This is a genomic window from Pseudoalteromonas sp. Z9A4 (assembly GCF_011378845.1).
Taxonomy (GTDB): domain Bacteria; phylum Pseudomonadota; class Gammaproteobacteria; order Enterobacterales; family Alteromonadaceae; genus Pseudoalteromonas; species Pseudoalteromonas arctica.
In genome coordinates this window covers 53914-71440 of record NZ_WTLA01000018.1, presented here as the reverse complement: position 1 = coordinate 71440, position 17527 = coordinate 53914, and the positions used below count along the sequence as shown (strand labels likewise).

Below are 17527 nucleotides of genomic sequence, written 5' to 3'. Positions count from 1 at the left end.
TTATGGTCTCTCAAGAGCTCGATTATTTTCGCGCTATTATTCAAGCAAACATGGAGCCTTTGGCTAAAGTTACTGAGGTTAGCGAAATGGCTGAACTCAGTAAAAAGCTAGGTAACCATGTTTGGTTAAAGCGTGAAGACCAACAGCCCGTGTATTCATTTAAGTTACGCGGTGCGTATAACAAATTAAATAAATTACCTAAAGGCTCAGTGGTTATTACTGCTTCTGCGGGTAATCATGCTCAAGGGGTTGCATTAAGTGCATCTCACCTTGGGCATCAAGCAACTATTGTAATGCCAGTAACAACGCCTGAAATAAAAGTCAGCGCAGTGCGCGCACTTGGCGGTGAAGTTGTATTACATGGCCATCATTTTGATGCAGCAAAAGCCTATGCGCTTGAGCTTACAGATCAGCGTAACGGTATATTTGTCCCGCCATTTGACGATCCGGATGTCATTGTTGGTCAAGGCACTGTAGCACGCGAGTTAATGCAGCAATTAAACGAGCTTGATGCTGTGTTTATTCCTGTTGGCGGCGGCGGTTTACTTGCTGGTATGGCGGTTTACATTAAATCGTTGCGTCCAGATATAAAAGTAATTGGCGTAGAAGCCGACGAAAGTGCGTGTTTACAAGCAGCACTTGAAGCTGGTAAGCCAGTAGAGCTTGATCGCGTTGGTAGTTTTGCCGATGGCGTAGCGGTTAAAATTATTGGCACTGAAACATTTCGTTTAGCGCAAAAGTTTTGCGATGAAGTCGTAACCGTTACTAGCGATGAAATATGTGCAGCCATGCAGGATATTTTTGTATCTACGCGTGCAATTGCAGAGCCATCAGGTGCACTTGCAACGGCTGGGCTTAAAAAGTGGAGTCAGCAGTCGGGGTTAAAAGGACTACATTTAGCGGCTGTGCTTTCGGGTGCTAATTTAAACTTTGATCGCCTGCGTTATGTTGCAGAGCGCACTGCGCTGGGTGAAAAAAACGAAGCGCTATTAGCCGTTACTATTAAAGAAGAAAAAGGCAGTTTTAAACAGTTTTGTGCTTCTTTAGGTGGCCGTGCTATTACTGAATTTAACTACCGTTATGCAGGGCCTGGTGAAGCACAAATATTTGTGGGCATTGCTCTGCGCCAAGGCGAGCAAGAGCTTAATGAGTTAAAGCAAGACTTAACAAATAACGATTATCAATTTTGCGATTTGTCGGATAACGAACTCGCTAAATTACATGTGCGTTATATGGTTGGCGGAAAAGCACCAGAGCAATTACATGAACGTTTATTGCGTTTTGAATTTCCTGAGTATCCGGGTGCGCTTGCACGCTTTTTAGATACTTTAGGCTGCAATTGGAACATTACCTTATTTCATTATCGTAATCACGGTGGTTCGATGGGGAATGTACTGGCAGGTTTTGCTATTGAGCCGAGTCAGTATGAAATGTTTAACGAGCATTTGAATCGCTTAGGTTACAGTGTACAAGATGAAACACAAAATCCGTGTTTTACCCAATTTTTAACATCAAAACCGCAAGCAGAAAAAGCCGAAAAACTCGCCTCAGTATAACCCTTCTTTAAAGGCAGGCACCTAACTAGGGTGCTTGCTTTATTACACGTTTTACATATAGTTACAGGTAATCGTCATACCTTTTGAGGACACCTATTTGCTATTTAAAGGATTAATCATTGGATTGTGCTTTTTTTGCAGCCATATCGCGGCGCAAGAATCAGTCACATTACAGCTAAAATGGACACATCAGTTTCAGTTTGCTGGCTACTATATGGCTAAGCAAAAAGGCTTTTATAATGAAGCGGGCCTTGATGTAACTATTAAACAAGCTAATCCAATGAAACCTGATACCTTTGGTCCTGTGGCCAGTGGCGAAGCACAATTTGGTGTAGGGCATTCTGGTATTTTACAGCAACGTATTAATGGTCAGCCTTTTGTTGCAATGGCAGCCTTATTGCAGTTTTCACCTTATTGCTGGATGGTAAAAGACACGTCTGATATTTTTCACCCTCGTGACTTTGTTAATAAACGTATCACTGCTGTGAGCAAAAATGACGGCACCGAGCTACTTATTATGCTTAAACGCAGTGGCGTTGATGTAGATAAACTCAAAGTTTACAATGGCGAAAATTTTAACCAGGCTTGGATTGAAAACAAGCTAGATGCTATGCAAGTTTATGTTACTACAGAGCCTTATTATATGACTCAACAAGGCGTAGCTCATCGGCTTGTTTGCCCACAGCGTTATGGTATGGATGTATATAGCGACATTTTATTTACCAGCGAAAACATGCTTAAGCAAAATCCACAAACGGTCGAAAAATTCTACCAAGCGAGCCTAAAAGGTTGGCGCTATGCAATGATGAATATGGATGAAGCCATTGCAGTCACCCAGCAAAACTATGCACCGAGTAAGAGCTTTCATCAGCTCGCCTTTGAGGCTGAAGTACTAAAAAGTTATATAACCCCACCCACTACCAGTTTAGGGCATATGTCGATAGCAAAGTGGCGCTTAATAGCTGACTTATATGGCATACAGCAAAACGAATTTGACGAAGTGAAATCTCACTTTATTTATAAATACCAAGAGCCTGAAAAGATGCAATTATCATGGATGCTTATAGCAGCTATTTTGGTGAGTATTATTTCAATACCTTTGTATTTACGGCTGATTTTTAGGCAAAAATAACTGCTTAATGAGAGCTCACTGAGCTGATATAATTAATTGTCTTTTTATTTTTTAAGCTGTTATGACTTTAGCTGAGCAATTTTTTGCACTTGATTCACTTTTAATGCGCCATCGTCAGTATTGGCAGTGCACCGCATTTGATTTTGACACTATTCCTTGGCCAGAGCTGCAAGGCATACTTAACGAACTAACTGATGATCAGGTAACCGTTCTTGATAACGATCAAAATCAGCTATACCAATTTTTTAGCCAACACATAAACCAACTTGATGAACTTGCTAAGCTATGTGACTTACCTAGCTCTGCACACTCTCGAGCTGATTATCCGTTTTGGATAAGTAACGGCATTAAAGGTCGTAAGTTTGATCAGTTACAAGATTTTGTATCTGCACTACCTAATACTAAGCAACCAGTTTTAGAGTGGTGTGCGGGTAAAGGACACTTAGGGCGAATGCTTGCTTTTAATGGCGCAAGTGATGTGCATAGTATTGAACTGCAACAAAGCTTATGCGAGCAAGGACAAAAAAGTGCACAGCAACAAGGCTTGGCAATGCACTTTAGCCAAGCAGATGTATTAAAAGAGGATATCACTCAATTTTTTAATGCTGATATGCATGCCGTAGCGCTACACGCATGTGGTGGTTTGCACCAAGCATTTATGCGTCAAGCAAGTTTAGCGAAAGTACAGCAAATTAGCTTTTCACCTTGTTGCTATCATTTATTTACGGCTAATGAGTACCGTGTAATGAGTGAGGTTGCAAATAAAAGTGAGCTTAACCTAACGCATCGCGATTTAAAGCTCGCATTACAAGAAACCGTTACAGCGCCTTCTCGTCTGGAAAAAGTACGTAAAACAGAACTAGAATGGCGGCTTGGTTTTGACGCACTTAGAAAATCGATTACTGGCGAGCAATATTATGTAAGCGTACCTTCGGTTAACAAAGCTATATTCTCAGATTCGTTTAAATCATTTTGTGTATGGGCTGCAGATAAAAAGGCAACAAACCTACCACAAGATACTGATTATAATAAATATTTAGATGTTGGGGTTGCTCGAAAAAAAATAACTGACCGAGTTGAACTGGTTCGACATGTGTTCAGAAGAGCAATTGAAGTTTGGCTTGTGCTCGATCGTGCTTTATATTTGCAACAGCAAGGCTATCAAGTAAGCGTTAAAACGTTTTGTGAAAAGCAGTTAACGCCTCGTAATATTTTGATTCTTGCTAATATCCATTAAATTTCCGTCCTCGACTTAATAAGAGATGCAATGAGAAAGTTAAAAAATTTATTCGATAACAATAAACGTTGGGCTGCACGTACAAGCGAAGCTGATCCTGAGTTTTTTAAAATTTTATCTATGCAACAAAATCCAGAGTATTTATGGATTGGTTGTTCAGACTCTCGTGTACCTGCTAATCAAATAGTTGATTTATTACCAGGCGAATTATTTGTGCATCGTAACGTTGCTAACGTGGTTGTACACACTGACCATAACTGTTTGTCGGTTATGCAGTACGCTGTAGAGGTTTTAAAAGTAAAACATATTATGGTAGTAGGTCACTATGGCTGTGGTGGCGTACAAGCCGTTTTAAACAATGCAAAATTTGGCTTTATTGATAATTGGCTACGCCATGTAGGGGATGTAAAAGAAAAGCATCTTGAACAACTTGATGCAATGCCAGAAAGCGAACGTTTAAGCCGCCTTATTGAGCTAAATGTAATTGAGCAAGTACGTAATGTATGCCGTACTAACATTGTGCAAGATGCGTGGGAACGCGGCCAAGAGCTAAGCGTTCATGGTTGGGTTTATGGTTTAGAAAACGGCCACCTTCATGATTTAGAATCTGTAGTAACGTGCGCGAGTGAAGAAACGCAAAGCTACAAAAAAGCAGTGCAGCACGTACTTAATAAAGTGGGCGAAAATAAATAAATTTATGACTAAAACGGCGATATTAATAGGTGTTACAGGTTTGGTCGGTAATGAGTTGCTACATAAGCTACTTAATAGCGATCGTTATACCAAAGTGGTTACGTTAAGTCGTCGGGCTTTGCCTATTACACACGCAAAGCTAGTTAATCACGTTATTGATTTTGAAAAATTAACTCAATACGTTGAGCTTTTTAAAGGTGACGTATTGTTTTCGTGTTTGGGCACAACCCGTAAACGGGCGGGCTCTATACAAGCTCAGCGTAAAGTGGATTTTGATTATCAGTTTATAGCGGCGCAGTTAGCGGCATGTAATGGTGTTACGCATTACTGCTTAGTGTCATCAAGCGGGGCGAACACGCACAGTAATAGTGCTTATTTGAAAATGAAGGGTGAGCTTGAGCAACATATTAAAGCACTCCCTTTTGATAAAATAAGTATTTTACAACCGTCTTTATTATTGGGTGATCGTGAGCAATTTAGAGTGGCAGAAAAGATAGGCAGTATTATTTTTCCTGTTATTACACGATTTGCGTTTTTAAAGCGTTACAAACCAATAACTGGCGAGCAAGTTGCGCAAAAAATGCTGAGTGTGAGTTTAGCGCAGCAGGCTAAGTTATTCTATTATGTGCTAGATGAGCTATTTGAATAAACTTAGTAAAACGCAAAAGGCAGCCTAAGCTGCCTTTTTTGTACATTAAATTAATACCAATTTTATTAAAAAAATGATCATTCTAGCGTATTAAATAACTCACCAACTACGTTAAAAATTATTTATATAGAACAACTATGTAGCATAATTTTAGCCTTGTTATTGAGCTATTTTCTTATCGCTATAATAGAACACTAATCTAATGCAATTGGTATAATTATTCAGCGTCAGGTTTGGTGCTAAGTTGTTGCTCAAGCAATGCAACTTTAGCTTCAAGTTCGGTTAGTTTTTCGCGAGTACGAATAAGTACTTGGCTTTGCACATCAAATTCTTCACGGCTCACAAAATCCATCTCAGCAAGCTTGTTTTGTAAAACTTGCTTTGTTTTACCTTCGAGTGTCTCTGCTAGGTTTTTTACACCTTGTGGCATATTGCTAGTAATTTGCTTAGCAATTTCTTCAAGTTTTGCTGGGTTGATCATATTTGTCCCTTCGATGCGGCCTAAAATAATAATAACTAATATTACCTTATACCCACGGTATTTAACACATGATCATCTTTACCTTAATTAATTAAGGCAATTGCTATGCTCGCAGTAATGGTTACGTTAAAATTGCGCGTCTTTTAAATTTCTTTGGTCGTTATGAAACTCAATCCTAAACAAGATGAAGCCGTAAAATATATTAGTGGTCCATGCTTAGTACTCGCAGGCGCAGGCTCCGGTAAAACCCGTGTTATTACGAATAAAATTGCTTATTTAGTGAAAAAATGTGAGTACAAAGCGCGAAATATAGCCGCTGTTACTTTTACCAATAAAGCAGCCAAAGAAATGCGTGAACGAGTACTGCAAACACTTGGTAAACAAGACGCTAAAGGTTTGTGGGTATCAACGTTTCATACACTCGGTTTAGAAATAATAAAAAAAGAGTTAAGCACATTAGGGTTTAAACCCGGCTTTTCGCTATTTGATGATCAAGATACCAATCAGCTTCTTAGTGAACTCACCGAAGATGAGCTAAAAAAAGACAAGGACTTACTCAAACTACTTAAAATGGAAATTGGTAGTTGGAAAAATGAATTAGTACTGCCAGAGCAAGCAATACGCGAAGCGCGTGATGCGCAAAAGGCATTGTTTGCACAGCTGTATGCTCGCTATCAAAATCAGCTACGTGCTTATAACGCACTGGATTTTGATGATTTAATTATGATCCCTACTTTGTTACTTACTAATAACGCCACATCTCGTGAGCGCTGGCAGCAACGCTTTAAATACTTACTGGTGGATGAGTATCAAGATACCAATACAAGCCAATATCAACTTGTTAAATTGCTAGTAGGCGAGCGTGCCCGTTTTACTGTGGTAGGTGATGACGATCAATCAATTTACTCATGGCGTGGTGCTCGCCCACAAAACTTAGTGTTATTAGGTAAAGACTACCCAGGGCTTAGACTTATAAAGCTTGAGCAAAACTATCGAAGTGCAGGGCGAATACTAAAAGCGGCTAACATTTTAATTGCGAATAACCCACATGACATAGAGAAAAAGTTATTTAGTGAACTAGGTTATGGTGAGCCGATTAAAGTAATAGGGTGCCGCGATGAAGAGCATGAATCTGAGCGTGTGGTTGCTGAAATAATTTCACATAAGTTTATGAAGCGTACCAGCTATAAAGATTACGCGATTTTATATCGTGGTAATCATCAAGCACGTGGCTTTGAAAAGTCATTAATGAGTAACCGTATCCCTTATAAAATTAGTGGCGGTATGTCATTTTTTGCTCGTTCAGAAATTAAAGATATTATGGCGTATTTACGTTTGCTAGTTAATCAAGATGATGACAATGCATTTTTACGTATCGTAAATACACCACGACGCGAAATAGGCACGGTTACACTTGAAAAGCTTGGTACGCTTGCTAACGAAAAACACGCGAGCTTATTTGCTACCTGTTTTGATAACGATTTAGGCTACAGACTAAAAGGGCGTGGTTTTAATGCGCTTGCTGGGTTTGCACGCTGGGTTGTTGAGCTATCAGATAACGCAGTACGTGGTGATACGCTTGGAGCTGTTAAAGACTTAGTACGTAACATTAATTACGAAGCATATTTGTACGAGTCGTCACCGAGTGCTAAAGCCGCCGAAATGCGCATGAAAAACGTATCTGAATTGTATCGCTGGATAACCGACATGTTGACCGGTGATGCCGACAACGAACCAATGACATTAGCCGAGGTTGTTAGCAAGCTAACCCTTCGTGATATGCTTGAGCGTAACGAAGAAGAAGATGAAACAGATGCAGTGCACTTATCAACACTACATGCATCAAAGGGCTTAGAGTATCCATATGTATTTATGGTAGGCATGGAGGAGGGCTTACTCCCGCATCAGGTAAGTATTGATGAAGATAACGTAGATGAAGAACGCCGCTTAGCTTATGTTGGTATTACTCGTGCGCAGCAGGAGTTAACACTTACTTATGCAAAAATACGTCGTCAATTTGGTGAAACCTCACAAACTGAGTTAAGCCGATTTGTACAAGAGTTACCGCAGGACGATCTCGCGTTTGAAAATAAAAAGGCGCCAAATACGCAAGTAGAGCGAATGGAAAAAGGCCAAGCAAGGGTCGCTAACCTTCGTGCAATGTTTAAAAAGCCTGAGTAATACCTCAGGCTAATTTTATAAAGACTGGGTTGCTTGTATTTTAGGTAACTCAGAACACACTAGAGCGTGTTGTTTTCCCACAAAAAATGCCAAACCGTGCTTGTCTAGTAAAGCTCTAAAATTAAGTATTGATGGCCCTTTAGCAATGACTTTCATTGCTTTGAGCTTCGTAATTGCTAGCACCCCTTGTAGCTGAAAATCGTAACTTTCTTGTTGTAAAACACGCTTACTAAAGGTCGAGCTAAGTAGCAGATAGTCAAAATTAATATCGGTTAGTAAATTAAGTTCGCATCGATCTTTAGCGAAATTGTTTAAACCAATTGAATAACCAAGTTGTGATAGCTTTTTGAGGTTTTCTATTTGTGTTGCGCTTGCGTGACGAATTTCTTGCTCATCAAATATCAAACAAAGCTGGCTATGTCCTTGTTGTTTATTTAGCGTATCTGTAAATAAAACAAATTCGTGCTCCTCGAGTAGTAAACCAGAGCAAGGAACCAGCGCCATAGTTACATTTGCGGTAATTGCTTGTGCATAAGCGCGTTGTAATAACTGTAACCCTATCTCGAGGTGCTGTTCTTTATCTGATGCAAACTTTTTCAAAATATCAAAGCTAGTAAAGCCAAGTATTGGGTGTTCACCAAATGCTTCAAATAAAGATTCAGACTGATGTTGCTCATCAAGCGTAATTATTTCTGAGCTTCTAAAACTCATAGGTAATATATCAAGGTGATGTTGTGCTTTTAGAGCTTGCGCAGGTATTGATTGCGTTAATAGCGAATGAAATAGCTCGTAGCGATTTTTTCCTGAGTTTTTAGCGTGATACATTGCAGCATCGGCATCACGAATAATTTCATCCGTATGCATATAGCTTTGCTTTGAGTAGGTTATTCCTATACTAGCACCACTTTGAAGTGATTCGCCTTTAAGGCAAAAAGGCTTTTTCATTAAGTCGATAATACGATTAGCAACATCTTCTGCTTGTTGAGGCTCAGTTAAATGCGTTAATAAAATAACAAACTCATCACCGCCTAGACGCGCGAGTAAGTCGTGTTCGCGTGTACACTGGGTAAATAACTCACCAACGTTAATTAAAAATTGATCGCCAGCATGGTGACCAAGCTGGTCATTAATGTCTTTAAACTTATCTAAATCGATAAATAAAACAGCAAAATTATGTTCAGGAAAACGCTGATAATGTTGTAGCGTTTTTTCAAGCTGAGTTAAAAATAGGCTGCGATTAGGTAAGCTAGTAAGAGAGTCGTGATGTGCGTCATGATAAAGCTGCTGCTCTATTTTTTTGCGTTCATCTATTTGCATTTGTAAGTGTAAATTAGTTTGACGCAGTTCTTTGGTTTTTTCGTTTGCTCTAAATTCGAGTTCTTGGTGGCTTTTTGCAATAGCTTGATTGGCGAGCTTTGTTTGTAAAACAGCTGCAATTTGATGTGATACAAAGGTAATTAGCTCACAATCATCCTGGCTGAAAATATGTTTGTTATCGTAAGCTTGGCAAACAATGAGGCCGATGACACCTTGAGCTGTTTTAAGTGGAGCGCCTAACCAACTAGTGGCCATTTGCTCTTTTTGTACAGGCTTAGCTCTTTGTACTACACCGCTTTCTATTAATTCTTTTGCCCTACACGGGTGTATAAGTTGCGTTTCTTCAGTGCTTATTACCAGTTCACTATAACCTTTAGCAAAGCGTCTTGGTTGTGTGTTTTCTTTAAATTCATCTACACAATAAGGAAAGCTTATCCAGCCAGACTCTTTATCATAAAGTGCAATATATAAGTTTTCTGCGTAGGTAATTGTTTTTATTATTTCATGTATCTTAAAGTAAGCATCATCAAGGTTTTTAGCTTGCGTTGCTATTTCGGATATTTTAAACAGAATTTGTTGGCGTTGAAGAGCGCGTTTACGTTGTTCTATTTCAAGGTTTAACGCGTCGTTACTTTGAGTGAGTGCACGGGTGCGAATTTTAACTTCTGACTCAAGGAGCTCTCGTTTTTTTACACGCTCTATTGCAGTTGCTAAATAAAGCGACATAAACTCAAGTAATTGTATTTGTTGTGAGCTATAGCCTTGTTTTGTATCGTAACTTTGCGCTGCTAATACACCGATAATATTATGTTCTTGGTAAACCGGTACACCTACCCAATGCTCTGCTGGAGTGCCTAATGCTTTAAATAAGCCTTCTGCTGCGGCACCTTGCATTTGCTGTTTGGTAAAGCATGTGGTTTTACCCTGTTTAAATACATAACCAGTGGCGCCTTCATCAAAGCTATTTGATTGATTAAGGGCGACGGCAATACCATCTTTTTCATCTGAAAAGTAAGAAAGTTCTAGCGATTGACTGTATTGATTTAACAGCACCACATAAAAACTTTTACTCGGCACATACTTTTGTAAAATGTCGTGGATAGCTGGATAAAGTAGGGTTAGCTCGGCAACAGTACTTGCTTGCTCTGATAATTGTATCAGCGCATTTTGTAAGTGATGTGATTGTTTGTATTTATTGAGTAATGTTTTTAGACGTTTATTTTGATACGCCAATTTACTCGATACTGAGAGTTTATCTTCCAATGATATAACCGGCTATTCTTATTGTATAGTTATTAGCCTTATACTTTCACTTTTAGCGCCTATCGTCAAGTTGATATTCGTACTACCATACTGGCTAGAAACACTATTTTAGGTATTAAAAAAGGCTTACCGAAGTAAACCTTTTTTGTGTATTTTAGCTGTATTTATTTAGATGTCATGAAGTCGATAGCAGCGCTTATCTCATCATCAGAACAATCCATACAGGTGCCTTTTGGAGGCATCGCATTAAAGCCATTTAGTGCATGCTCAAGTAAAGTGTCTTTACCTTTAGCTATACGTGGAGCCCAATCGTCAGGCGATTTAGGCGCGCCTAGTGCACCAGTACCGTGACATGCAAAACACGCACCTTGATACACTTGCTCACCAGAACGAGGGCCTGTAGGCGCCGCTGCTACAGCAGCTTTATCGCCTTCAAGGTATACAGCACCAACCGGCGCGAGACGTGCTTTAATTGCATCTTCAGTCATAGAGTTATCATATGGCTGTGCGTATGCAGTGGTTGCTAGCATTAATAATGCTGCAGCTGTTAATTTTTTCATTTTGCCTTGCTCACTTCGATTTGAACGTGATCAATCACGATTAAAGATGACGGAAATTAAACCGATTATAACTCTCTGAGCCAATTTATAAAATGCTAAGAGGCGTTTTTATTAATAAAACTGACTACTTTTTGCGTTAACGCAATAAAATTTAATTATTTACTGTTTTTTGTTAAGCAATTTAATAAGCGCAAACAGTCATACAATTAACTTTTAGATCCTAAGATCAATTTATTGATAATACGCTACTAACTAGTTTTTCGATCCCTGCATCGGCTTCAATAATCGATTGGGCAAGCATATAAGCTGGGGTTGTAACTAGCTTATTTGGCTGATCAATAACAACATCATCTACTGCACAATTTATATGTTTAGCGCCTAATGTGCTTAGCGCTTGTGCTGTCTCTGCATCGTTACCAATCGTAAGTACAGCGTTATCGTAAATAAATGGGATCAAAACGGGTGCAATACACATATAACCAGCAGGCTTATTTTCTTTTGCAAATGATTTACAAGCATTAAGTACGTCTTCATTAATATTTGCTTTTGCGCCTTTAATTGCAAAGTCACATAAGTTTTTTGCAGCGCCAAAACCGCCAGGTACAATTAATGCGTCAAACTGAGTTGCGTCTAGTTCAAGCAGCGATTTAATGTCACCCCGTGCAATACGAGCCGCTTCTGTTAATACATTACGCTTATCAGGCATTACTTCGCCCGTTAAATGGTTAATGGTATGAAGTTGTTCAATATCCGGTGCAAAACACTGATACGTTGCGCCATTTTTGGCTATATGTAATAAAGTTAAAATTGCTTCATTAATTTCACTACCATCGTACACACCAGACCCTGCTAATATTACCGCTACGTTTTTCATGCTTTTGTGCCCCTAAAGTCTTTTTTATAAGTCGATCGGATGAAGTCTAACATGCTCAAAATTTCTCGCGAAAATAAATTTTTAGTACAAAAATCATTCTCTATGCAAGTTGTATTGCGGTTTATGCCATTTGCGATCACTTTGCCTTTAAAAAAATTATAAAGGATCGCTATGATCTTCGATCCATTGTGCTAGAATACTCCTCCGGTTATTTAAATGGACGCGAATAATCAAAGTGAATAACAGCACAAGCAGTCATTAGAAAACCTTTTTCCACATTGGTTTAAAATAATAAAAAAAGAACCTCGTATTATCTTTTTTAAATTAAAACATACAGTTAAAGTATTTTCTAGGCATTTTATAATGCTTTGGAAGAATAGCTCGTGGCTGTTATCTACACACTTATCCACAGCTTGCTATAGTTTTAATAACACGATAAGCAGTAATTCACTGTCGTTTTATTTACTACCTTATGGCATGCTTATAATTACCTTAATTTTTTGCATTTAGGATCCAAATTCACCATGGCTCAGATCCCCGAAAACCCACTTATTTTAGTTGATGGCTCGTCATATTTATTTCGTGCTTATCATTCTCCGCCGCATTTAACTAATTCTAAAGGTGAAGCTACGGGCGCTATTTATGGCGTGATCAACATGCTTAAAAGCTTGATCAGACAATACAATCCCTCACATATGGTGGTTATATTTGATGCTAAAGGTAAAACGTTCCGTAACGATATGTATAGCGAGTATAAGGCAAATCGTCCGCCTATGCCGGATGACTTACGCACTCAAATAGCACCAATACACAGTATTATTAAAGCGATGGGCTTTCCGCTAATTAGTATTGAAGGCGTTGAAGCTGATGATGTTATTGGTACATTTGCACGTATAGCGTCAGAGCAAAAACGACATGTACTCGTCTCTACTGGCGATAAAGACATGGCACAGCTTGTTAATGAACACGTTATGCTAATAAACACGATGACTGACAGTATTTCAGATCCCGTTACCGTGGTTGAAAAGTTTGGTGTAGGCCCTGAACTTATTATTGATTACTTAGCATTAATGGGTGATAAGGTCGATAATATTCCGGGTGTTGAAGGTTGTGGTCCTAAAACTGCAGTTAAATGGTTAGAAAAATATGGTTCTCTTCAAGGTGTAATGGATCACGCCAGTGAGATTAAAGGTAAAATAGGCGAAAAGTTAGCAATTGCTCTTGATCATCTGCCTTTAAGCTACGAACTTGCGACAATTAAGTGCGATGTTGAAGTTGAATCTGATCTTGATACATTCAAACTTCAAGAGCCTAACAAAGACGAATTAATTGCATTATATGGTGAGTGCGAATTCCGTCGTTGGTTAGCTGAATTACTTGATAATCCTAAAGATGCTGAAACACATTTAGCTGTACCTACCCAAGCCACTGAATTACCAAAAGTAGAAGATGCTCATTACGAAACTATTTTAACGCAAGTGCAATTTGATACGCTAATAGAGCAATTAAATAGTGCTGAGTTATTTGCATTTGATACTGAAACAACCAGCCTTGATTACATGAAAGCGCAATTGGTGGGTATGAGCTTTGCCGTAAAAGCGGGTGAAGCTGTGTATTTACCGGTAGCGCATGACTATCCGGGTGCGCCTGAGCAATTAAGCCTTGAATTTGTAATGCAAAAGCTAGGTCCAATTTTGGCAGATGAAAACAAAGCTAAAGTAGGGCAAAACCTTAAATATGACAAAAGCGTATTAGCGAATGCAGGCTTTGCGCTAAATGGTATTAAGTTTGACACTATGCTTGAGTCGTATGTATTTAATAGTGTAGGCACGCGTCACGATATGGACTCGCTAGCACTTAAATACCTAGGTCATAAAAATATTAGCTTTGAAGATATTGCTGGCAAAGGTAAAAAGCAACTTACCTTTAACCAAATTGAACTTGAAAAAGCAGCACCTTACGCCGCTGAAGATGCCGATATTACTTTGCGTTTACACGAAGTGCTTTGGCCAAAAATAGCAGCTGATGAAAAACTAAAATCGGTATTTGAAGATATAGAAATGCCACTTATTAGTGTGATTTCTGATATTGAACGCACCGGTGTTGCGATAGATAGCAATATGCTTGGAGCGCATAGCATGCGTTTAGGCGAGCGTTTAATTGAGCTTGAAAAAGAAGCGTTTGAAATAGCAGGCGAACCATTTAACTTAAGTTCGCCAAAACAGCTACAAGTACTGTTGTTTGAAAAGCTTGGACTGCCTATTATTAAAAAAACGCCTAAAGGTGCACCTTCTACCGCAGAAGAAGTACTGCAAGAACTTGCTCATGATTATCCGCTACCTAAAGTAATTATAGAGCACCGAGGTTTATCAAAGCTTAAATCAACTTACACCGATAAATTACCATTAATGGTGAATGAGAAAACCCAGCGTGTACATACGTCTTATCATCAGGCAATTACAGCTACGGGGCGCTTGAGTTCAACTGATCCTAATTTACAAAATATTCCTATTCGTTCAGAAGAAGGACGTCGTATTCGTGAAGCGTTTATAGCCGCAGATGGTTATAAAATTGTTGCTGCCGATTACAGTCAAATTGAGCTGCGTATTATGGCGCATCTTTCACAAGACAAAGGTCTATTAAATGCATTTGCTAACGGCTTAGATGTACATAGTGCAACTGCCGCTGAAGTATTTGGTGTCGAGCTTGATGATGTAACTACCGATATGCGCCGTAAGGCGAAAGCAGTAAACTTTGGCTTAATTTACGGTATGTCGGCATTTGGTTTAGCACGTCAACTAGATGTGCCACGCCACGAAGCGCAGCATTACATAGATAAATACTTTGAGCGTTTTCCAGGTGTATTAGAGTACATGGAAACAACGCGCGAAAAAGCAGCTGAAAATGGCTACGTTGAAACAATATTTGGTCGTCGCCTACATTTACCAGAAATAAACGCACGTAATGGGGCGCGCAGAAAAGGAGCCGAACGTGCTGCTATAAACGCACCAATGCAAGGTACTGCCGCCGATATTATCAAAAAGGCAATGCTGAGCGTTAACCGCTGGGTACACGAACAAGCACCAAATACAATTAAGCTGCTTATGCAAGTGCACGATGAATTAGTATTTGAAATCAAAACAGACTGCGCACCACAGTACACAAAACACATCTGTGAACTGATGTCGCAAGCTGCTGCGCTAGATGTACCACTTATAGTTGAAGCTGATGAAGGTGACAACTGGGAACAAGCTCATTAATGCAATTTGAGCATTTTAATTAAAGCGCCTTTTGGCGCTTTTTTTATGTTTAATAAAAATGGCGAATAACAGCGATTCAATCAGGTATATGCAAGCTTTAGTTAAAATAAGGTTAATTTAAGCAACTATTTGTATTAAATAGTTATATGTTCGTCAATTCGAGCTGTTTTACAGGAATATGATTGTATTTTAATGCGTGCTTTTGTTAAAGTCCCGCCTGTCCTATCCTGTAGGACATCCTGTTGATGATGCATCTGAAAGGGTGCAACAAATTGATAGCTTCTCCCCAGTTTGCTATACCGGCCTACCAACTTGTTTGGTGGGCCGTTTTTTGTTTTACGCCTGAAAATCCTATCTAATTAATTCTTTATTGCGCTATACCAATTGTATTATTCATTCGTCATTTCGAGGTGGTTTGGGTACATCGCAGGTGATACCATCGAAGTGATATTATTTTTATTCTTTTCATTTTATTACTAAGGAGTGCGTTATGTTTAAAGCATTAGCTATTGCAGGTTTTTCTTTATCAAGTTTAGTTATTTCTAATGTTGCTCAGGCCAATTGGCAGCTAGTGAATGATAAAAGCCAACTAAGCTTTGTTTCAATTAAAAAAGATTCGATTGCTGAAGCTCACCATTTTACTAACCTTGAAGGTATGCTTTCTGATAAAGGCGAGTTTAGCGTTAATGTTGATTTAACATCAGCTGAAACTCTAATTCCTATTCGTAATGAGCGTTTAACGACATTTTTATTCGAAGCGGCTAAATTTCCAAATGCTGTTTTAACTGCAAATTTAACTAAAGAACTGAGCAATATTAAAAAGCCTGGTCAATATGTATTGAAGGGTATTAAAGCTGAGCTTGATTTTCACGGTAATAAAAAGCCATTGGCAATTGATGTACTCGTTAACAGCACGCAAAGTGGTGATTTAACGGTATCATCATTAACACCTATTATTATTAATAGTGATGATTTTGGTGTAACCGAAGGCGTTAAAAAGCTGCAAGAGCTAGCGGGCTTACCTTCAATTGCAACAGCAGTGCCTGTTACATTTGCAATTACACTTAAAAAACAGTGATTTCTTTAAGTGAGCTTAGCAAGCAATTAAGCGAGCCAAGCAAACCTTTTGATAGTTGGCAGCCTAATCATTGTGGTGAACTGCCAATTGTCATTAATCATGAGGGGAAATGGTTTTACGATGGCAGCGAAATAACACGCCCAGCCATGGTGAAGCTGTTTGCTTCTGTTCTATGTAAAGAAGGTGAGCAATTTTATTTAAAAACACCTGTCGAAAAAATAACAATAACGGTTGATGATGCGCCGTTTATTATTGTTGATTGGCGTTTTGAAAATACAGTGCAAGGGCAGGTGTTGTGTTGTATTGATAATTTAGCTAGGCAGTGGTTGGTGAACGCTCAGCAGCCTTTAGTTATAAAAGACTATAAAGGGTCAAAAGTACCTTATCTAAAGCTACCTTATGGCTGTAGTGCGCGTGTTGCGCGAAGCGTATATTATCAGTGGGCTGAAAAAGCCGAGTCTGATAAACTCGGCTATTTTATTAAATCTGCAGGAAAGCAGTTTTATTTATCGTAACGCCAGCGTTTAAGTCTCTGGGTTAGTTTCGTCTGTGATTGTTTCATCGGTAGGTGGTACAGCAATAACAGGACCTAAAAACCATTCATCTAGTTTTTTAGCTACTTCTGGTAAACCCGTGCCTTTTAATGATGAAAATGCATGAACTGTAATATCCCCATCAAGCGTGCTTAATTCACGACGAACTTGCAGTACTTGTGATTTACGAGGGCCTTGCTTTAATTTATCGGCTTTAGTTAATAGTGCCAATACTGGAATTTCACTACCAATAGCCCAATTAATTAAATCGCGGTCTAAATCTTTTAATGGATGACGAATATCCATTAAAATAACAATACCTTTTAGGCTTTGACGCTTTTGTAGGTATTCGCCTAGCGATTTTTGCCATTTCTTTTTCATTTCGATTGGTACTTTAGCAAAACCATAGCCTGGTAAATCGATAAGGCGCATATCGTCAACATCAGCTAAATCGAATGTATTGATTAGCTGAGTACGTCCAGGTGTTTTACTTGTACGTGCTAGCTTCTGATCGGTTAATGCATTTAATGCACTCGACTTACCTGCGTTGGAGCGACCGGCAAACGCAACTTCAATTCCCGTATCAGCAGGTAATTTAGTAATGTCGGGAGCGCTTGTTACGAAAGACGCAGTATTATATTTGATACGAGATTTGAGCACAGGCTCTCCTAAAACTTAAATAAATAACGTTGAGTAAACCAAATTCACTCAGG

The 17527-nt window shown here is 39.0% G+C and carries 14 protein-coding genes; 9 read left to right on the top strand and 5 right to left on the bottom strand.

Annotated elements, in window-relative coordinates; all coding sequences use genetic code 11:
- Positions 1-2 precede the first annotated feature (2 nt).
- The 5 genes from ilvA (at position 3) to GQR54_RS13440 (ending at position 5267) form a co-directional block, all read left to right on the top strand.
- Positions 3-1556, top strand: a complete 1554-nt coding sequence (ilvA, locus tag GQR54_RS13460; RefSeq protein WP_166378250.1) for a threonine ammonia-lyase, biosynthetic — start codon at positions 3-5, stop codon at positions 1554-1556.
- A 97-nt stretch (positions 1557-1653) separates the two neighbouring features.
- Complete coding sequence (locus tag GQR54_RS13455; protein WP_165728089.1) at positions 1654-2688, top strand: ABC transporter substrate-binding protein; 1035 nt, start codon at positions 1654-1656, stop codon at positions 2686-2688.
- 61 nt (positions 2689-2749) lie between these two features.
- The gene (locus GQR54_RS13450) at positions 2750-3925 is read left to right on the top strand and encodes a methyltransferase (RefSeq protein WP_166378248.1); all 1176 of its coding nucleotides are present in this window, start codon (positions 2750-2752) and stop codon (positions 3923-3925) included.
- 30 nt (positions 3926-3955) lie between these two features.
- Positions 3956-4618, top strand: a complete 663-nt coding sequence (can, locus tag GQR54_RS13445; protein ID WP_007582103.1) for a carbonate dehydratase — start codon at positions 3956-3958, stop codon at positions 4616-4618.
- Between the two features lie 4 nt (positions 4619-4622).
- Positions 4623-5267: an NAD(P)H-binding protein gene (locus tag GQR54_RS13440; protein WP_166378246.1), complete on the top strand. Its 645-nt coding sequence runs from the start codon at positions 4623-4625 to the stop codon at positions 5265-5267.
- A 217-nt stretch (positions 5268-5484) separates the two neighbouring features.
- Here GQR54_RS13440 and GQR54_RS13435 read toward each other — a convergent pair whose 3' ends face one another.
- The gene (locus GQR54_RS13435; RefSeq protein ID WP_101216535.1) at positions 5485-5748 is read right to left on the bottom strand and encodes an accessory factor UbiK family protein; all 264 of its coding nucleotides are present in this window, start codon (positions 5746-5748) and stop codon (positions 5485-5487) included.
- Between the two features lie 162 nt (positions 5749-5910).
- On the opposite strand from GQR54_RS13435, the gene rep reads away from it, so the two are divergent.
- Positions 5911-7929 (top strand): DNA helicase Rep, encoded by a 2019-nt coding sequence (gene rep / locus GQR54_RS13430; RefSeq protein ID WP_166378244.1) that lies wholly within the window; start codon positions 5911-5913, stop codon positions 7927-7929.
- Between the two features lie 15 nt (positions 7930-7944).
- Here the strand turns inward: rep and GQR54_RS13425 are convergent, their stop codons facing one another.
- The 3 genes from GQR54_RS13425 to elbB form a co-directional block, all read right to left on the bottom strand.
- Positions 7945-10509: a diguanylate cyclase gene (locus tag GQR54_RS13425; protein ID WP_166378242.1), complete on the bottom strand. Its 2565-nt coding sequence runs from the start codon at positions 10507-10509 to the stop codon at positions 7945-7947.
- A 164-nt stretch (positions 10510-10673) separates the two neighbouring features.
- Entirely contained in the window at positions 10674-11069 is a 396-nt protein-coding gene (locus tag GQR54_RS13420; RefSeq protein ID WP_007582093.1) for a cytochrome c5 family protein, read from the bottom strand.
- 226 nt (positions 11070-11295) lie between these two features.
- The gene (gene elbB / locus GQR54_RS13415) at positions 11296-11943 is read right to left on the bottom strand and encodes an isoprenoid biosynthesis glyoxalase ElbB (protein WP_166378240.1); all 648 of its coding nucleotides are present in this window, start codon (positions 11941-11943) and stop codon (positions 11296-11298) included.
- A gap of 524 nt (positions 11944-12467) precedes the next feature.
- Between elbB and polA the strand changes: the two genes are divergently transcribed.
- The 3 genes from polA to GQR54_RS13400 all read left to right on the top strand — a co-directional run bounded on the left by polA (position 12468) and on the right by GQR54_RS13400 (position 16796).
- Positions 12468-15203: a DNA polymerase I gene (gene polA, locus GQR54_RS13410; protein WP_166378238.1), complete on the top strand. Its 2736-nt coding sequence runs from the start codon at positions 12468-12470 to the stop codon at positions 15201-15203.
- A gap of 490 nt (positions 15204-15693) precedes the next feature.
- Positions 15694-16281: a YceI family protein gene (locus GQR54_RS13405; protein ID WP_007582084.1), complete on the top strand. Its 588-nt coding sequence runs from the start codon at positions 15694-15696 to the stop codon at positions 16279-16281.
- Positions 16278-16796: a DUF1285 domain-containing protein gene (locus tag GQR54_RS13400; RefSeq protein WP_166378236.1), complete on the top strand. Its 519-nt coding sequence runs from the start codon at positions 16278-16280 to the stop codon at positions 16794-16796. Before GQR54_RS13405 ends, GQR54_RS13400 begins: the two co-directional genes overlap by 4 nt.
- 9 nt (positions 16797-16805) lie before the next feature.
- On the opposite strand, the gene yihA is transcribed toward GQR54_RS13400, so the two are convergent.
- Complete coding sequence (gene yihA / locus GQR54_RS13395) at positions 16806-17474, bottom strand: ribosome biogenesis GTP-binding protein YihA/YsxC (RefSeq protein WP_166378234.1); 669 nt, start codon at positions 17472-17474, stop codon at positions 16806-16808.
- Positions 17475-17527 lie beyond the last annotated feature (53 nt).

Bases quoted from the DNA above. Each gene is read 5' to 3' on its own strand.
- ilvA (WP_166378250.1), top strand. From the start codon at position 3: ATGGTCTCTCAAGAGCTCGATTATTTTCGCGCTATTATTCAAGCAAAC.
- GQR54_RS13450 (WP_166378248.1), top strand. From the start codon at position 2,750: ATGACTTTAGCTGAGCAATTTTTTGCACTTGATTCACTTTTAATGCGC.
- can (WP_007582103.1), top strand. From the start codon at position 3,956: ATGAGAAAGTTAAAAAATTTATTCGATAACAATAAACGTTGGGCTGCA.
- GQR54_RS13440 (WP_166378246.1), top strand. From the start codon at position 4,623: ATGACTAAAACGGCGATATTAATAGGTGTTACAGGTTTGGTCGGTAAT.
- GQR54_RS13435 (WP_101216535.1), bottom strand. From the start codon at position 5,748: ATGATCAACCCAGCAAAACTTGAAGAAATTGCTAAGCAAATTACTAGC.
- rep (WP_166378244.1), top strand. From the start codon at position 5,911: ATGAAACTCAATCCTAAACAAGATGAAGCCGTAAAATATATTAGTGGT.
- GQR54_RS13420 (WP_007582093.1), bottom strand. From the start codon at position 11,069: ATGAAAAAATTAACAGCTGCAGCATTATTAATGCTAGCAACCACTGCA.
- elbB (WP_166378240.1), bottom strand. From the start codon at position 11,943: ATGAAAAACGTAGCGGTAATATTAGCAGGGTCTGGTGTGTACGATGGT.
- polA (WP_166378238.1), top strand. From the start codon at position 12,468: ATGGCTCAGATCCCCGAAAACCCACTTATTTTAGTTGATGGCTCGTCA.
- GQR54_RS13405 (WP_007582084.1), top strand. From the start codon at position 15,694: ATGTTTAAAGCATTAGCTATTGCAGGTTTTTCTTTATCAAGTTTAGTT.